Here is a 17,127-nt window from a genome sequence, read left to right as displayed (position 1 = left end):
TGGCGGGGAACAAGCGGTGCAGGTCGGCGGCCTGGTCCATTCTGGCGCGGGCCCGGTGCTCGGGCAGGCCGAGCAGGCAGCCCAGTTCCTCCGCCGCGGAGGTGGCGGCCAGCAGCCGGCGCTGCTTCAAGGTGGTGCAGCCGGGCCCCGGCGGCGGCAGCTGCGCCAGCGCTCTCCGGCCCAGCCGCGCTTCCAGTGCCACCTCCCGGGCGTCCAGCCAGCACCGCACCCGCTGCACCGCGGCCAGATGCTCCACCGTCTCCTGATACCCCAACCCCTGGGTGCCGCAGCCGGTCAGGGTGGCCAGCAGCACCGCCGGCTCCGCGCCCGCCACCAGTGTTTGAAGGCGTTCGGCGTAGTAGTCCGCGTTCGCTTTCGAGTCGAACAACCCCTCCGGCAGCCAGCAGCCCTCGGGCAGGTTCGGCAGCTCCGCGAACTCCGCCGGCACCGGCCCCACCCCCGGCGGCCGGTCGGCACCGTCATCGTCGAGCTCCCAGGCCGCGAAGTCCTGGCGGTACGCCCGGTTCCCCTGATCGAGCTCCTCCTCCGGGGCCGGCGGGATCTCCAGCCCCGCGTACGGGTCCGGGCCCGGCTCGAACACCGGCTCCGCCCACCGCTCCGGCGCCGGCACCGGCTCCTTCCGGGCCGGCTTCATCCGCGCCAGAATCAGCGCGATCGCCGCCTCACGCTCCTCCTGCGACGGCAACCTCCGGCCCTCACCGGAGACCGGTCCCCGCTCCGCTTTCTCCTCCATGACCCAACCCAACCAGCCGGGTACGACAATTTAGGGCGGAAGTGCTGGCGCTGGCGTCATGGAATTTTTTATGCCGCTGCGCAAGCGTGATCATCGCAGCAAGAGAAATCTCCGCCAATTCGTATGCCCGGGTCGAAGAGAAGAGGCATTTCGCACGGCCAGTATTCCGGCGACGGAGTACCAAAGAGGGAGCGGGGCTGGCCCGGGCGACCTCCGAGTTTCCGCTGCGCACAACCGGGGACAATTCTCGATGGGTTCTCCACTGCTACTCGCGGCCGAGTTCTGTAGTACCAACTCTGAAGATCCATCCGAGAGCTACAGGTCTCTGACCGAGACTGAAACTGGTCTGTTCCCAATAAAGGCCATCACTTGTAGCCTCGGCAGATGCGCGAGGCTCAGGGACATCCCAGCAGGTTGCAACCCAAGATGACACGCGGCGGCTTCCGCCTTCAGTTTGTCCTCTGGTCGACGTGGACAGTGCTGCAGCTGGTGATCGTCGTTGGGACCCTGAGCTCGGGAACTTGGGATGTGAGCGATTACCTATTCCTCGCAGCGTTGATCCTAGGGGTGGTTTTCCTGGCGTTCCTTTTGTACGTTCGCCATCATGATGGCCGTTTCTGGGAAGTCGAAGAAGCCACGAGGTCCGATTGGGACCGACGCGGACGGGCACTCTGATGCCGGGTTGAAATGCAGCTGCGATTAGGCCCGCGTTGAAGGCCTGTGCGCCCGGTCATCGCCGGTATTCGGAAGTCACAACGTGAAGGGAATCGGCCTATGGGGATCGTTCCGGAGGTGCCTGGGGAGGTCGGCGGCCGGCCAAGCAACCGCGAAGTATCTTCAGCGCCCAACCGAAGTATCGTCAGCGCCGGCCGGGGTATCCCTCACGCAGGGGATATCTCTTGCACCAGGTATCGGCGGAAGGGCGGGCCGGTGCACTCATCACAACACGAACCCGCCGTTCCTAGCGGCGTTTGGTCGGGGCGGCCAAGGTCAGCAGGGGAACTTCCCGCTCGGCCTTGGTGAGCGAGCCATGCTGGCCGACCACCGACATCGCGGTTTCCGGAACCCGACGGGTGTCGTAGAAAGCGACAGGTTCCCGGGCAGCCACCATCAGGTCGCCAATGCGCGGCAGCACTCGGGGATCCACTTGGCCGAAGAAACCTCGGCTGATGGCTTCTTCGCGGCTGATGATCCAGGCTTGATTCCCGTATCTGGCGCGCCAGGCTCCGGCAGTCTGTTCGCGGTGCGCGGCAGTGGCATCCGGCTCAAAGTAGAGGTGGACCAGCCGGGGCTCCCCCGCTGTGTGCCGGACGCCAGCCACCAGCGCGGGATCTGCCGAGTAATCGAACCGAAATTCTTCAGCCACGTCCAGCATGCCGTGGTCGGCGGTCAGCAGCAGCAGCGTGTCGGCCGGCAATTGACGGGCGAGACGGCGCATGTCCGAATCGAGTTCTTCCAGCTCGCTGCCCCACTGGGCCGAGGCGGCGCCAAACCGGTGGCCGGCTTTGTCCAGTTCGTTGAAGTACAGGTAGACCAGGGCGCGATCGGTGGCCGCCAAGGCTTCGGCCGCCGCGAGGGTGCGGGCATGGCTGCTAGCACCCGGCCGGAACGAGCTGCCGCGCAGCGCCGCCCTGGTCATCCCGGATTCGGCAAACCGGGGCAGGCTGACCGTGGTGACCGGCAGCTGTTCCGCTACCCGTTCGAACACCGTGGGATTCGGCTGCCAGAGGTGCGGATCGACCTTGGCGTCCCAGCCGCCGAGCTGGTTGACCACTTTGTCCTGGTCTGGGTCCAGCACGTCATAACCGACCATGCCGTGCAGGCCCGGTGCCAGTCCGGTCCCCAGGCTGGCGAGGGACGCCGCCGTCGTCGATGGAAAGGCGCTGCCGAGGGTGCGCGAGTTCTCCATGGCCTGGCGCAGGAACGGCGCGTGTCCGCCGCGCTGCTTCAGCAGCGCCTTGCCCAGCCCGTCCACCATGACCACGCAGACGCGTTTGGCCTGCGGCAGTTGCAGGACATTGCTGAAGCCGTCGGCGCCCAGCGCCGCGGCGGCACTGGTCATGACTTCGGCGAGGGAGTCGCGGCCGTATCCCGGGGCGGCCGGAAGCGGGTCGTGTGTCAGGGTCACGCAGCGTCAGTCCCGCAGATCAGCGGCCGTGGTGGCCGCGGACCAAACGGTTGCCGATGCGCGGGCGCGGCTGCACCGGGCCCGGCACCGCAGCGGGTTCCGGGTTGCTGGTGCTGACCTTGCGCAGTGCCCTGGCAAAGTCCTTGGCGTTTTGCACGGCTTGCAGCCCGTCCGCTTCCGCACTGACGCGGAGCACGATGTCTTCCTGGACGATGTTGCCGGTGTAGCCGTGGTCTGCATCGCACTGCGGGTCGCCGCAGCCGGCCGGACCCATGTCCAGTCGCTGGCCGCCGGACCAGGCGATGGCCAGGGTCAGCTCGCGAGCCTGGTCGGCGGAGGTGTAGTTCTGCGGCTGGGCGTAGACGTAGCTGAGCACCACCGAACGAATCTGGCTGACCGGAACGGACTCGGTGGAAATCTGCGCCACCATCTGCTCACCCTCGTCGTCCAACTGCTGGTCGTCCACGTGGGTAATCACCAGCATGTCCTCGGTCAGGACCAGGACGGTGATGTGCCGGTGCACCTCATTGCGGTCGAAGTGCGTCTCCAAGTGGACCAAATGGGACAGCGGTTCGCGCTGGTCCAGGGCGTCGTGGACCACGTCGGAAACCAGCAGCGGGTAAAAGCCTGCCCGGTTGAGGGCGTCGTCAAGACTGCGGCGTTCTGCCGTCGAAAGGTGGCTCATATGTACCATATTCCCCTACCCTGCTGCCAGATGGCCAACTCGGGGGTCAGTCACGCATGGCGCGCCGCGCGCTGTCTGTTCGGTGCGCGTGGTTGCCGAGCCTGACTTCGGCGTCCAGCACGGCCAGGCCGCGGTCGGAGAGCTGGACCGGATTGAGCTCCAACAGCGCTACCTCGGGATGCTCATCCTTCAGTTGCGCGACCCGGGCAATCAGCTCCTCCAGCGCCGGAACATCCACGGCCGGCAGGCCTTGATAGCCGAAGAGCTTGCCTGCGGCACGCGGCCCGCGGACCAAGTCCGCCACGTCCACCGTGGTCAGCGGCGGGATCCGGTGCGACCAGTCCCCCAGCAGGTTCACGGCGTCGCCGGCCAGCCCGAAGGACACCACTGGGCCCAGCAGCGGATCTTCGATCGCGCGGATGGTGCAGGCCTGTCCCGCGGGCACCATGGACTGGACCTCCAGCGGAATGTCACCGAACTGGGCCAGGCTGGCTCGCATGTGCGCAATGTTGGCCCGCAGCGTGGCTTCGTCGGTGACGTTCAACCGCACGCCGCCCAGGTCCAGACGCTGCCGCAACCGTTCATCGGTGGTCTTCAGGGCCACGGGCCAGCCGAGCCGTTCGGCAGCCGCCACCGCTTCGTCGTCGTCGCTAAATGCGGCGGACTCCTGCACGGCGATGCCGTAACAGCCCAGCAGCCGGGCGGTCTGCTCGCGGGTGGGCGTAAGCAGATCAGTCCCGGTCACCCCCGCGAGCAGGGCGTCGATCTGCTGCTGGGACGCGGCCGGGTCGGTGCCGGCCGCGTCGGTGTATTCGCCCTTGTCGCGGGCTTTCCATTCGGCATAGCGGACCACGGCGGCCAGCGCGTTCACGGCGCTGCCGGGGCTGGCAAAACACGGCAGCGCCCGCTGAAGTCCGCCCGCAACTGGTTCCATACCGGCCCCGGACTCATCCTCGGTTGCCAGCAGGCCGTCGGAGCGTTCCGCCAGATCGAGCACTCCGGTAAAGGAGGCAACCACCGGTTTGCCCGCTTCTTCCGCACACTCGCGCAGCACGTCGGCCAGCACCGAGGTTCGGATTCCCGTGGCCGGGAGGAGGGTGACGACGGCGGCGTGCACCTCTGGTGCCGACAGCGCCGACTGCACGCGCTGGCGAAGCACCGGCAGCGCTTTGGACTGGCCGGTGTTCAGGTCCATCCCGGTTTCCAGCCGGACCACATCCAACTGGTGGGCCTTGGCGGCGTCGGCCACCACGTTGCCCAGCGCCAAGGAGTTGCTGAAGACGGCCAGGTTGGCTCCGGCCGGGAGCGGCTGGCTGACCAGGATCTGCGCCACGTCCATCAGCTCTTCATTGGTTTCCACGCGGATCACGCCGGACTGCCGGAACATCGCGTCCAGCGCGCCCAGCGGCGCCTGGGTGGTCCGCACTGCGTGGCCCGGCGGCAACTGCAGTCCCATCACGTCGGACTTGGCAACTATCACCGGCTTGCTGAGGGAGAGCCGGCGGGCAATCCGGGAAAATTTACGCGGGTTGCCAATGGATTCCAAGTACAGCCCTACCGCTTTGGTGGCCGCGTCATCTTCCCAGTACTGCATCACGTCGTTTCCGGAGACGTCGGCCCGGTTGCCGCCCGACACCATGGAGGACAGGCCAAGCCCGCGGCGGCTGGCGGCGGTGTAGAGAAGCACACCGATCGCTGCCGACTGGCTGAACAGCCCCAGCGGTCCACGGGGCGGCATCGCGGGCGCCATCGACGCATTCAACGACACTTCCGGATCAGTATTGAGGAGTCCCAGCGAACCCGGGCCAATCACGCGCATGCCGTGGGCGCGCGCCTGCCGGACCAGCTCGCGCTGCCGCTGCAGTCCTTCGTTGCCCGCCTGGGAGAAACCGTCGCTGGCCACCAAGATGCCCTTGACCCCTGCGGCTGCACACTCGCGTGCCACCTTGGACACTTCGTCATAGGGGACGGCCACAACGGCCAGCTCCACCGGGTCCGGGACCTCGGCGATGGTCCCGTAGGAGATCATCCCGTTCAGTTCAAAAGCCTGCGGGTTGATGGCATAGACGGGGCCGGTGAACCCGGCTTCGATGATGTTCTCCAGCAGCGAGTAGCCCACGCTGCCCCACTCCCGGCTGGCGCCGATCACCGCAACGGACCGAGGCGCAAGCAAGGCGGCAACACTCTTGGCCTCGGCCCGGTGTTCGCGGGAGGCCATGACGGCGCGGGACCGTTCGGTCGGATCAAGGTCGAATTCCAAGGCGACCACACCGTCGTCGAAATGGCGCCGCACCTCATACCCTGCGTCATTAAAGACGGTGATCATCTTGCGGTTTTCCGGCAGCACCTCGGCGGTAAACTTGCTGATGCCGTTTTCCCGGGCGGCTGCCGCCAGATGCTCCAGCAAAATGGATCCCAGCCCCCGCCCCTGGTGGGCGTCCGAAATGTTGAAGGCAACCTCGGCCTCGGCCGGATTGTCGAGCCGGTCATAGCGGCCGATGCCGATGATTTCGTCGCCGATGGTGGTCACGAAGGCCACCCGGTTGACGTAGTCGACGTTGGTGAAACGGGCCAGTTCGCGCGCGCTGAGCTTGGCCTTGAAGGTGAAAAAGCGCAGGTAGATGGAGCTTTCCGATTGCCCCACGTGGAAGGCCTGCAGCGCCTCGGCGTCGGCCGGGACTATCGGGCGCAGGTGCGCCGTCCCGCCGTCGCGCAGCACGACATCCGCTTCCCAATAATCCGGGTAATCCGGGGAATCAGCCTCTTGCGCCATAAACTCACTGTATCCGCAACTTTTAACTAAGGACCGAAGCACTACCCATGCCCCGTCGCCAGACTCCAGCCCCCGAAGAGGACTTCACGGAGAACATCGTCGATATTGACGTGACCTCCGAGATGGAAGGCTCCTTCCTCGAATACGCCTACTCGGTCATTTACTCGCGCGCCCTGCCCGATGCCCGCGACGGGTTGAAGCCGGTGCAGCGCCGCATTCTGTACATGATGTCCCAGATGGGCCTGCGGCCGGACAGGGGGCATGTGAAGTCCGCCCGCGTGGTCGGCGAAGTGATGGGCAAGCTGCACCCGCACGGCGACGCCGCCATCTATGACGCGATGGTGCGCATGGCGCAGTCGTTCTCGCTGCGGATACCCCTGATCGACGGGCACGGGAACTTCGGGTCGCTCGACGACGGTCCAGCGGCTCCGCGGTACACCGAGGCGCGGCTGGCTGCCCCGGCGCTGGCGCTGACCGATCATCTGGACGAAGACGTCGTGGACTTCGTTCCCAACTACGACAACCAGCTGATGCAGCCGGAGGTACTCCCGGCCGCCTTCCCCAACCTGCTGGTCAACGGTTCCTCCGGCATCGCCGTGGGCATGGCCACCAACATGGCTCCGCACAACCTGGGCGAGGTAATCGCCGCTGCCCAGCACCTGATCGCCAACCCGGAAGCGACGCTCGAGGACATCATCCGCTTTGTCCCGGGCCCGGACCTGCCCTCGGGCGGCAAGATCGTGGGACTGGACGGCATCCGGGACGCGTATGCCACCGGCCGCGGCTCGTTCAAGACCCGCGCCAAGGTGGAGGTGGAAAAGCTCACCGCCCGCCGCACCGGCCTGGTGGTCACGGAACTGCCCTACGGCGTCGGCCCGGAGAAGGTGATCGAGAAGATCAAGGACGCGGTCACGTCCAAAAAACTGCAGGGCATCAGCGACATTGTGGACCTGACCGACCGGCAGCACGGCCTGCGCCTGGTCATTGAGCTGAAGAACGGCTTCAACCCGAACGCCGTGCTCGCCCAGCTCTACCGCTATTCGCCGATGGAGGATTCCTTCGGCATCAACAACGTCACGCTGGTGGACGGGCAGCCGCGCACGCTGGGCCTGCTGGAACTGCTGCAGGTCTACGTGGACCACCGCATCGGCGTGGTCCGCCGGCGCACGGCGTTCCGGCTGGGCAAGAAGAAAGACCGGCTGCATCTGGTCGAAGGCCTGTTGATCGCCATCGTGGACATCGACGAGGTCATCCAGATCATCCGTTCCTCGGACGAGGCCGCCGCCGCCCGCGAACGGCTGATGGCCATCTACGACCTGTCCGAAATCCAGGCCAACCACATCCTGGAGCTGCGGCTGCGCCAGCTGACCAAGTACTCGCGGATCGAATTGGAGAAGGAACAGGACGAATTGCGCCGCGAGATTGCCGAGCTGGAGGAGATCCTGGCCAACGAGTCCACGCTGCGCCAGCTGGTCTCCGACGAACTGGGCGAAGTATCGGCGCTTTACGCCACCCCGCGGCGGACCGTGCTGCTCGAGTCGGAGGCTGCTGCCCCGCTGCGCGGCACGGCGCTGCCGGCTCCCGCCGCTGCCGGTAAGAATGCCAAGGCAGCACTGCCGCTGCAGATTGCCGACGACCCGTGCTGGGTGCTGCTCTCCACGTCCGGCCAACTGGCCCGCACCGTGGACCAGGAGCCCCTGGAGGACGGCCAGCGGATCCGGCACGATACCCTGCTGTCCGTGGTGAAGACCACGGCGCGGGCCGAGATCGGGGCCGTCACCTCGCTGGGCCGGATGCTGCGGCTTCCGGTGCTGGACATGCCGGTGCTGGCCGGGGCGGCCGGCACCCCGAATCTGGCCGGCGGCGTGCCGGTCAAGGAGTTCATCACGCTGGCCAAGGGCGAATCCCTGGTGGCGTTCGCGCCGCTGGACAAGGTCCTGGCCATCGGCACCGCGCAGGGCGTGGTCAAACGCGTGACTCCGGACTACCCGTTGAACCGGGAGGACTGGGAGATCATCGCGCTCAAGCCCAAGGACTACATTGTGGGCCTGAGCGTGCCCGCCGACGACGACGAACTGGTCTTCATCACCCGTCAGGCCCAGCTGCTGCACTTCCCGGCCTCCGCGGTCCGGGCCCAGGGGCGTACCGCCGGCGGTGTGGCCGGGATCAAGCTGGCTGCCGAGGACTCTGTGGCGTTCTTCGGTTCGGTCGCAGCCGCAGATGCCTCCGCCGTCGTCGTCACCGTCGCTTCCACACGGGATGCCCTGCCGGGAACCTCCCCCGGATCCGTCAAGGTCACTCCGTTCGCGGAGTACCCGGCCAAGGGCCGGGCCACCGGCGGCGTCCGCGCACACCGCTTCCTCAAGGGGGAAGACGTGCTCTCGCTGGCGTGGGCCGGCCGCGGCCCCGCCAAGGCCAGCTCGGCCAACGGCGCCTCACGCGCGCTGCCCACCGAGCATGGCCGCCGCGATGGTTCCGGCATCCCGCTCTCCCAGTCAGTGGACGCCGTCGGTCCCTCCTTGTCGCAGGCGACGGTGGGCGCCCCCTAGGCTGGCAGCATGCCGATCACGCCCGACACCAAAGACTGGACCTGGGTCACGGAACGGCCCTGCCCCGAATGCGGCTTCGATCCGGCCGGCATCACCCCGGACCGGGTCGGCCCGGCGGTGCTGGCCGCCGTGCCGCGCTGGCAGGCCGCCCTGGCCGAGCCCGGGGTGGGCATCCGCCCGGACAACAACACCTGGTCCGTGCTGGAGTACGCGGCCCATGTGCGTGATGTCTGCCGGGTGTTCGAAACCCGGCTGCGACTGATGCTGAACCAGGACAATCCGGACTTCCCGGACTGGGACCAGGATGCCGCCGCGGTGCAGGGAAAGTACGCCGGCCAAGAGCCGCGCGCCGTGGCCCAGGAGCTGGCGGCGGCGGCAGCCGAGGCGGCAGCCGGGTTCAACGCGGTGACCCCGGCCGAGTGGGACCGGCGCGGCATGCGCAGCAACGGCTCGGCTTTCACGGTCACCACCCTGGGCAGCTATTTCCTGCACGACGTCACGCACCACCTGCACGACGCCGGGGCGTAGCTCCCTCAGGTCAGGGGCAGTTCATAGTCCAGGTACCGTTTGGTCGGCTGATAGCCCATTCGGGTGTACAGGGCCAGCGCGCCGCTGGGATTCTCGGTGTCCACGCCCAGCCCGGCATGTGCCATCCCGCCGGCTCTGAAACGGCGCATGGCTTCGGCCAGCAGCGACTGGGCGAGCCCACGGCCGCGCCAGGGCCTGCGGACGCCGAGCAGGTTGGTGAAGCCCTCGTCGTATCCTGACTGCAGCCGGTATGCGGGGTCGAAGCTGGCCACCTGGTACGCCACCGTCTCGCCGGACGAGGCCTCCACCACCGACATGCTCCATTCCGGCTTGGTTTCCGGGTGCTGCACCAGGGTCTTCCACCGGCGCTCGTCCCTTGGCTCGCTGCCCCAGTGGTCCGCGAACGCCTCGTTGTGGGCCAGCCGCACGGCGTCGCTGTCGCCCGGGTCGAGATCCACGAACACGAAGCCCTGCGGCAGCGGCGCGTCCGGGATCTCCTCCAGCGGCCGGGTCATCTCGGTGAAGTAGCGGACCACGGAGGCGCCCACCGCGGCCATCAGCGCGTTGTGCGCCGGATCTTGTTCCTCGGTGCTGGTCCGCAGGACGCCGCCGGTGATGCCGGCCGCGCTGAACCGGCGGCGCTGGCAGTCGGCCTGCCATTGGTAGAGTGCCCTCCCGATGCCGCGGCGGCGCCAGTCCGGATCCACGCCGCCCCAGCTGTGGGCCACGGCTGAGCCGGCATTTGCGTAGACCCGGCCCACGGCGCGCACCATGCCGTCGGCATCCAGGCCGATGGCGGTGGACTCCGCCGGGTCGTTGGCCGGGTCGTCGAAAGCCTCGGCCAAATCCGCCTTTGTCTCGGTCCAGACCGGCTTGTCCACCGCGGCCATCCGGCGGATCAACTGGTGCCAGCCATCGATGTCCGCTTCCGTCATGGCCCGCCACTGCAGGCCTCCGCCGGGATCGCCCGGGAGCTCGGGATTCGTCATTGCCTCAGCCTAAGGCAGCAGCGTACCTGCCGGTAGACATCCGCAGCCGGTGCTCGCACCACGCCGCCTGCCGCTCGTCGTGCGTCACCATCACCACTGCTTTCCCGGCGAGCGCCCGCCGCAGGTCCACCAGCAGGGCGTCAGCCGCTTCACGGTCCAAGTGCGCCGTTGGTTCGTCCAGCAGCATCACGTCCGAGTCGGCCAGCAGCGCCCTGGCTACCGCCAACCGCTGCCGCTGGCCGCCGGAGAGGAAGTGCCCGCCCGGACCGATCCGGGTATCGAGGCCGTCCGGGAGTCCGGCGAGGAAACCGTCGAGTCCCACCGCGGCCAGCGCCGAACGCATCTGCTCCTCGCTGGGTGCCTCGTCACGCGGGCGGGCCAGCAGCAGGTTGGCCCGCACGGTGGAGTTGAACAGGTGCGCTTCCTGCGGCATCCAGGCGATGGCGGAGCGCGGCGCATCGCTGGCCACGCCGTTGACCAGGTACTGGCCTGATGCCAGCGGCAGGAATCCCAGCAGCGCGCCCAGCAGCGTGGACTTTCCGCTGCCCGACGCACCGGTCACGGCCAGCCATTGCCCGCGCTCCACCCGCAGATCCACTCCGGCGAAGGCGTCCTGCGCCGCGCCGGGATACCGATAGGACGCGTCCCGCAGTTCCAGCGCTTCGACGACAGCCCAGGTCGCCGGATTGTCGGCCGGAATCGTCGTGCTGCCCAGATCCGGGGCGACCCGGGCACCGGCAGCGCGCCAGGCACCCCATTGCTGCACCGCGGTGTTGACGGCCATGAACGGCTCCACCAGCGCCAACTGCATCAGAACGACGACGGCGGCCACCCCCGGCGCGGTGCCGTCCGCTGCTCCGATCATCACCACCGCGGCCAGCGAGCAAGCCAGCACGGTCAGACCGTGGCCCAACCCTTGTGCCCATGCGCTGCGCTGCACCGCCGCCGTCGCCTGCCGGTCCAGCCGCCGGGCCCGCTGCAGCAGCGGCCGGGCAGCCGTGTTGGCGGCCAGATCCGGCGCGGCTGCCAGCAGCCGCGTCACAGCGTTCAGCGACCGGCCCTTTAGCTGCACGTTGGTAGCCTGCGCGTGGCGGTCGGCCCAACGCGTCACGGCCGGCGCCAGCAGCACGCATACCGCCGCAAGCAGCATCTGCCAGCCGAGGGCCGCGGGCATTAGCAGCGCCGTGGCCAGACAGGAGGCTGCGGCCACCAGCAGGCCGACCAGCGGGGCGAAAACGGCCCGCGGCGCCACATCGCGCAGTTCGTCCACATCTCCGACCAGCCGTTCCAGGGCGCCGCCGCCGCGTGCCAGCCGCCGCCAGGCTGCCGGCCGCTGCAGCAGTCCGTTCCACAGCCGGATCCGCAGCCGGTCGGTGCTTTCGAAGACCGCGTCGTGCAGCTTCAGCCGTTCCTGGTACCGCAGTACCGAGCGCCCGATGCCGAAGAACCGGACTCCGACGATGGACGTCATCAGGTGCAGGATCGGGGGTTGCTCGCTGGCGTAGACGATCAGCCAGCCGGACAGACCGGCCAGCGAGACGGCGAAGAGGGCCGCGCCGAGGCCAAAGCAGAGCGCGGCCAGGAAGCGCGGGCTCCACGGCCGCAGCAGGGCCGCTTGCCGCCACAGGCCGGGTCCGGCAGCGGCGCCGCCCGTGGCCGGTGCATCCGCATGTCCAGCGAACGGTGCTTCGGCCGCAGAGCCGCTGGGTCTTGCGTCCGGCTCCGCTGCCGGCGCCCGAACAACAGAGCCAGGCGACGTGGCAACAGTGGCGGCTTCCTCTCGGGACGCCGCTACCGGCACCACGTGGTCGGCGAGCGCCGCGGTGTCCGGATCGTGGGCCACCAGCACCGTGGTCACGCGGCCGCGGAGCCCGGCCAGCGCTGCCTCGATGGCGCGCGCGCTGCGCTCGTCCACATGCGCCGTGGGTTCATCGGCAAGCAGCACGTCCACACCGGGGACGTGCTCGATCCGAGCCAGCGCCCGCGCCACGGCCACCCGCCGCAGCTCGCCGGGGCTGAGGTCGCCGGTGTCAGCGTCCATCAGGGGGGAAGCGTTCACCCGTGCCAGCGCTTCCGACGCTGCCGCACGCCCGGCCGGTCCGGTCAGCCCGGCATACAGTGCCACCTCTTCGGCAGCCGTGGCTTCCGAGGGAACCGGGTGTTGCGGAATCCAGGCAATCCGGCCGCGGTGGATGCCGGACACCTCCCCGGCCAACCGGATGCCGGCGGCGTCGCGGCGCAGGCCGGCCAGAACTTCCAGCACCGTGCTCTTGCCGCCGCCGCTCGGTCCGGATAGGGCGGTGATCCGACCCGCCGGGGCGGTGAAATCCAGCCCTTCCACCACCTGCCCCCGCCCGGGGTACCCGGCGGTCAGCCCGGACACCCGCACTTCCGGTGCTCCCGCGCCCGTTGCCGGCACCGGACCGGCGGGGGGCACCAGTGGCCGGCCGGTCGGCGCGTCCAGCACGGCTTTGCTGCGCTTGAGTGATTCCAGTCCGTCTTCGCTGGCATGGTGCGCCGAGCCCAGGTCACGCAGCGGCTGGAAACAGTCCGGCGCCAGGATCAGGGCCAGCAACCCGGCTTCCAGTTCCATCCCGCCGTAGACCAACCGGATGCCCACGAACACCGCCACCACGGCCACGGAAATGGTGGCGATCAGCTCCAGCGCCAGCGAGGAGAGGAAAGCGACCCGCAAGGTGGCCATAGTCCGTTCGCGGTAGGCGCTGGCGACGTTGCGCAGCGCCCTGGTCTGCGCGGCAGCGCGGCCCAGGCCGACCAGGACCGGTAGTCCGCGGGCCAATTCCAGCAGGTGGTCGGAGAGCCGGTCCAAGGCCGCGGCGGCCTGTTCCGTCCGGTCCTCGGTGTGCTTACCGATCAGGATCATGAAGACCGGCACCAGCGGCAGCGTGAGCACCACGATCAGCGCGCTCACCCAGTCCGCGGCCAGGATCCGCAGCCCCACCAGCAGGGGCACCACCGCGCAGGTCACCAGCGCCGGCAGGTACTTGGTGTAATAGTCGTCCAGATTGTCCAGGCCCCGGGTGGCCAGCACGCTCAAGGCACCGTCGCCGGCGGGGACGGCTTCGCTGGAGGCGGCACCTCCGTCTGCCAGGATCCGCGCGGAGAGGCGGGCCCGCAGGTCCTCCTTGACTCCGGCTGCGGCCCGCTGTGCCGCCACATCTTGGCCCCAGGCAGCCGCCGAACGCAACAGGGCGCCGATGATGCCGGGCAGCAGCACGCCGTCCCAGCCAAAGGTCCCGGCTGCCAGGCCGGCCACACCGGCGGCCACCGCCGACGCGAGCAGCACCAGTCCGGCGGCTTTGACCGCAGCGGCCAGCCCCAGCAGGTACAGCGCGCGTTTTCCCGCTGCGCCCACCGGCAGCATGGGTTTCACTGGGCTTCCTTCACTGGGCTTCCTTCACGTGTTTGCTTCACTGTGCTTGCTTCACTGTGTTTGCTCACTGGGCGACAACGGAGTGTGCAGCGGGGATGGCGGAGGAGCTCACCCGTTTGCGGAACACCCAGTAGGTGTACCCCTGGTACACCAGCACGGCCGGGATGCCGAACAGCGCCACCACGCTCATCACGCCGAGTGTGTAATCCGACGACGAGGCGGATTCCACCGTCAGGCTGAAGGCTTCGTCGAGGGTGGAGGGCAGCACGGTGGGGAACACCGCGGTGAAGATTGTCACCGTCCCGGCGACCAAGAAGGTGCCGAGCCCGGCGAAGGAGAGCCCGTCCCTGCCGGCCTTGGCCAGCAGCCAGGCGGCCACCGCGCCTAAAGCGGCTACCAGCAGCGTCACGACGGTAACCGCCTTGCCGTTGCTCAGCACCAATGCCGCAGCCCAGGCGGCCATCGGCAGCAGCCCCAGCGGCAGCCAGCGCAGGACTTGCTTCTTGGCCCGCAACCGGATCTCGCCGTCGGTCTTCAGCGCCAGGAACGCAGCCGCGTGGACCAGGCAAAAGCCCACCACGGCCAGCCCGCCGAGCACTGCATATCCGTTAAACCAGGCGAACGGTCCGCCCACCCGGTCGCCGTTGGCATTCAGCGGCAGGCCGGTGGTGGTCAGGCCGAGCATGGCCCCGACACCGAATGCCGCGACCAACGAGCCCAGCGCTATTGCCCAGTCCCATCCGGCGCGCCAGCGGTCGGTGTTCACCTTGCCGCGGTATTCAATGCCGACGGCGCGGAAGATCAGGGCCAGCAGCACGAGCACCAGCGGGAGGTACAGGCCGGAGAACAGGGCGGCGTACCACTCGGGAAAAGCCGCAAACGTGGCGGCGCCCGCGGTGACCAGCCAGACTTCGTTGCCGTCCCAGACCGGGCCGATGGTGTTCAGCAGCACGCGGCGTTCGGTGTTGTTTCGGGCAAAGCCGCGCATCATCATGCCGACGCCGAGGTCGAAGCCTTCCAGGAACAGGTAGCCGGTCCAGAAGAAGGCGATGACGATGAACCAGACAGTGGGCAGGGTTTCCATGTAGTCCTCTTATCGTTCCGTGGGAGATAAGTTCAGTAGGCGAAGGCGAGCACATCATCGGCGCCGCCGTCCTTGCCGCGGCCGCCGGTGCCGTCGCCGCCGCCGTCCGGGCCGCCGTCGTCGTCCTTCTCCGCGCCGTCCGCGGACGATCCGTGCAGCAGTTCAGGCATTGCCGCCGGCACACCGCCGCGGCAGTAGGTCGCGAGCAGCTTCACTTCGACCACCAGCAACGTGCCGTAAACCAGCGTGAAGGCGCTCAGCGAGAAGATCAGCTCCCCGAGCGAGACGCCCGGCGAGACCGCGGCGGCGGTGAACATGAAGACGTTGTCGATGCCGTCGGGGTCCGGGTTGGGCGCGACGACGAACGGCTGGCGGCCCATTTCGGTGAAGATCCAGCCGGCCGAGTTCGCGCCGAACGGTGCCAGGATGCCGAACACGGCCAGCCGCATCAGCCACTTCGATTCGGGCACGGTGCCCTTGCGCACCACCCACAGGGCGACGACGGCGGCGGCCGCTGCCAGCATGCCGAAGGTGATCATCATCCGGAAGCCCCAGTAGGTGACTTCCATGACCGGCACGTAGTCGATTTCGCTGCCCGCGCGCTCGCCGTAGATCGGGTTGTCGGGCAGGTGCGTTCCGAAGCGCTCCTGGTACTCGGGCAGCAGGGTGTTGATGCCCCGGATGTCGGTGTCGAAGTCGCCGTTGGCCATGAAGGAGAGCAGTCCGGGCAGTTCCACCACGGCGACCATGTCGTCGCAGTCCTTGGACCCGAGGTTGCCGACGGACAGGATGGAGAAGCCGGTGCCGTCGTGGCAGGCGGCCTCGGCCGCGGCCATCTTCATGGGCTGTTGCTGGAACATCAGTTTGGCCTGCAGGTCACCGGTGAGGGAGACGCCGGCAAAGGAGACAACCGCTACGACGGCGCCGATCCGCAGCGAGCGGAGCCAGACCTTGTGGTCGGCCGCGTCCCGGCCGCGGGAGGGGTCCGAACCGACGACCACCGTGCCGTCCGCACCGACGGTGTCTATGCCGTCGCGGCGGCGCTTCCACAGGTGGTACCAGCTGATACCCAGCAGGAAGCCGCCGGCCACCGAGAGCGCGCCGAAGATCGTGTGCGGGAAGGCCACCAGCAGGGTGTTGTTCGTCAGCACGGCCCAGACGTCCACCATGACGGGGCGGCCGTCGATCATTTCGACGCCGACCGGGTGCTGCATCCAAGAGTTTGCGGCCAGAATGAAGTAGGCCGAGGCGACGGTGGCCAGCGAGGCACACCAGATGCTGAGCAGGTGGATGGCCTTGGGCAACCGGCCCCAGCCGAAAATCCACAAACCCAGGAAGATGGATTCCACGAAGAACGCCAGCAGGGCTTCCATCGCCAGCGGGGCGCCGAAGACGTCGCCGACGAAGCGGCTGTACTCGCTCCAGGCCATGCCGAACTGGAACTCCTGGACCAGGCCGGTGGCCACGCCCATGATGAAGTTGATCAGGAACAACTTGCCCCAGAACTTGGTCATCCGCAGGTACTGGTCCTTGCCGGTGCGGTACCAAGCCGTGTGCATGATCGCGACCAGCAGCCCCAGGCCAATGGTCAACGGCACCATCAGGAAGTGGTAGACGGTGGTGATGCCGAACTGCCACCGCGCGATTTCGAGTGCTTCCAACCCGTTGCCTCCCGGACTGACGTGGTTCCCGGAGGAACCGGAAACCGTTTTCTACAACACGTAGAACTAAATCTTCTACGTACTGTAGAACATTTGCCGGAAAGACGGTAAATTAGAGACCAAGAGCACGGTCGCGGGAAAGCATCGCAACCGTTGATTCGACGTTAAGAGACGAAAAGGAACCATATGGCTACTCTCGGAGATCTGGAACGGGCAGTCATGGACGTGCTGTGGTCCCAGAACGCCGCCGATCCTGAAGCAACCGGGTTGACGGCCAACGAACTGCGCGACCTGCTGGCACAAACCACCGCCGACGGAGCGGACGGCAAGGAACTGGCCGTCACGACGGTTCTGACAGTGCTGTCCCGGTTGGAGAAAAAGGGACTGGTCCAGCGCGGCCGGGACATCCGCCCGCACCGCTACCGGGCCGTCACCAGCCGCGAGGAGCACACCGTAGAGCTGATGCATGAGGTCCTGGGCTCGGCGCCGGACCGCGAGGCCGTTCTGGCGCGCTTCATCGGCACTGTCACTGAGCAAGAGGCCGAAGCGCTGCGCAAAATCCTCTCCTCCAACTAACACCGA

11 protein-coding genes are annotated in these 17,127 nt (G+C 67.9%); 3 read left to right on the top strand and 8 right to left on the bottom strand.

The window, feature by feature from the left end:
- The 4 genes from AC5RW2_RS26470 to AC5RW2_RS26455 form a co-directional block, all read right to left on the bottom strand.
- Positions 1-754, bottom strand: a 754-nt coding sequence (locus AC5RW2_RS26470; RefSeq protein ID WP_494074737.1) for a hypothetical protein, incomplete at its 3' end; no start/stop codon positions are given.
- Positions 755-1,715: 961 nt separating this feature from the next.
- Positions 1,716-2,816: an alkaline phosphatase family protein gene (locus tag AC5RW2_RS26465; RefSeq protein WP_493962278.1), complete on the bottom strand. Its 1,101-nt coding sequence runs from the start codon at positions 2,814-2,816 to the stop codon at positions 1,716-1,718.
- Positions 2,817-2,901: 85 nt separating this feature from the next.
- Positions 2,902-3,576, bottom strand: a complete 675-nt coding sequence (locus AC5RW2_RS26460) for a DUF5998 family protein (protein WP_493942979.1) — start codon at positions 3,574-3,576, stop codon at positions 2,902-2,904.
- Positions 3,577-3,613: 37 nt separating this feature from the next.
- A complete protein-coding gene (locus AC5RW2_RS26455) occupies positions 3,614-6,340 on the bottom strand; it encodes a bifunctional acetate--CoA ligase family protein/GNAT family N-acetyltransferase (protein WP_493961819.1) in 2,727 nt (908 codons plus the stop codon).
- Positions 6,341-6,387: 47 nt separating this feature from the next.
- On the opposite strand from AC5RW2_RS26455, the gene AC5RW2_RS26450 reads away from it, so the two are divergent.
- Together AC5RW2_RS26450 and AC5RW2_RS26445 are read left to right on the top strand one after the other, a co-directional pair.
- On the top strand, positions 6,388-8,889 hold the full coding sequence (locus AC5RW2_RS26450) for a DNA gyrase/topoisomerase IV subunit A (protein ID WP_493961818.1): 2,502 nt from the start codon (positions 6,388-6,390) through the stop codon (positions 8,887-8,889).
- Positions 8,890-8,898: 9 nt separating this feature from the next.
- Positions 8,899-9,417 (top strand): DinB family protein, encoded by a 519-nt coding sequence (locus AC5RW2_RS26445; protein ID WP_493961817.1) that lies wholly within the window; start codon positions 8,899-8,901, stop codon positions 9,415-9,417.
- A gap of 5 nt (positions 9,418-9,422) precedes the next feature.
- Here the strand turns inward: AC5RW2_RS26445 and AC5RW2_RS26440 are convergent, their stop codons facing one another.
- The 4 genes from AC5RW2_RS26440 to AC5RW2_RS26425 all read right to left on the bottom strand — a co-directional run bounded on the left by AC5RW2_RS26440 (position 9,423) and on the right by AC5RW2_RS26425 (position 16,545).
- Complete coding sequence (locus tag AC5RW2_RS26440; protein WP_493961816.1) at positions 9,423-10,406, bottom strand: GNAT family N-acetyltransferase; 984 nt, start codon at positions 10,404-10,406, stop codon at positions 9,423-9,425.
- A 4-nt stretch (positions 10,407-10,410) separates the two neighbouring features.
- Complete coding sequence (gene cydD / locus AC5RW2_RS26435) at positions 10,411-13,791, bottom strand: thiol reductant ABC exporter subunit CydD (protein WP_493962277.1); 3,381 nt, start codon at positions 13,789-13,791, stop codon at positions 10,411-10,413.
- Positions 13,792-13,864: 73 nt separating this feature from the next.
- On the bottom strand, positions 13,865-14,884 hold the full coding sequence (gene cydB, locus AC5RW2_RS26430) for a cytochrome d ubiquinol oxidase subunit II (RefSeq protein ID WP_493961815.1): 1,020 nt from the start codon (positions 14,882-14,884) through the stop codon (positions 13,865-13,867).
- 32 nt (positions 14,885-14,916) lie between these two features.
- Complete coding sequence (locus tag AC5RW2_RS26425; protein WP_493961814.1) at positions 14,917-16,545, bottom strand: cytochrome ubiquinol oxidase subunit I; 1,629 nt, start codon at positions 16,543-16,545, stop codon at positions 14,917-14,919.
- Between the two features lie 186 nt (positions 16,546-16,731).
- Here AC5RW2_RS26425 and AC5RW2_RS26420 point away from each other — a divergent pair, with 186 nt between their 5' ends.
- Positions 16,732-17,121, top strand: coding sequence for a BlaI/MecI/CopY family transcriptional regulator (locus AC5RW2_RS26420; RefSeq protein ID WP_493950194.1), 390 nt, complete (start codon positions 16,732-16,734; stop codon positions 17,119-17,121).
- Positions 17,122-17,127 lie beyond the last annotated feature (6 nt).

The organism is Arthrobacter sp. B0316-1-20, from assembly GCF_059091865.1.
Note: the sequence above shows the minus strand (reverse complement) of the source record. Positions and strands in the feature narration are given on the sequence as shown.

Bases quoted from the DNA above. Each gene is read 5' to 3' on its own strand.
- cydD (WP_493962277.1), bottom strand. From the start codon at position 13,791: ATGCTGCCGGTGGGCGCAGCGGGAAAACGCGCGCTGTACCTGCTGGGG.
- AC5RW2_RS26455 (WP_493961819.1), bottom strand. From the start codon at position 6,340: ATGGCGCAAGAGGCTGATTCCCCGGATTACCCGGATTATTGGGAAGCG.
- cydB (WP_493961815.1), bottom strand. From the start codon at position 14,884: ATGGAAACCCTGCCCACTGTCTGGTTCATCGTCATCGCCTTCTTCTGG.
- AC5RW2_RS26420 (WP_493950194.1), top strand. From the start codon at position 16,732: ATGGCTACTCTCGGAGATCTGGAACGGGCAGTCATGGACGTGCTGTGG.
- AC5RW2_RS26465 (WP_493962278.1), bottom strand. From the start codon at position 2,816: ATGACCAGTGCCGCCGCGGCGCTGGGCGCCGACGGCTTCAGCAATGTC.
- AC5RW2_RS26450 (WP_493961818.1), top strand. From the start codon at position 6,388: ATGCCCCGTCGCCAGACTCCAGCCCCCGAAGAGGACTTCACGGAGAAC.
- AC5RW2_RS26460 (WP_493942979.1), bottom strand. From the start codon at position 3,576: ATGGTACATATGAGCCACCTTTCGACGGCAGAACGCCGCAGTCTTGAC.
- AC5RW2_RS26445 (WP_493961817.1), top strand. From the start codon at position 8,899: ATGCCGATCACGCCCGACACCAAAGACTGGACCTGGGTCACGGAACGG.
- AC5RW2_RS26440 (WP_493961816.1), bottom strand. From the start codon at position 10,406: ATGACGAATCCCGAGCTCCCGGGCGATCCCGGCGGAGGCCTGCAGTGG.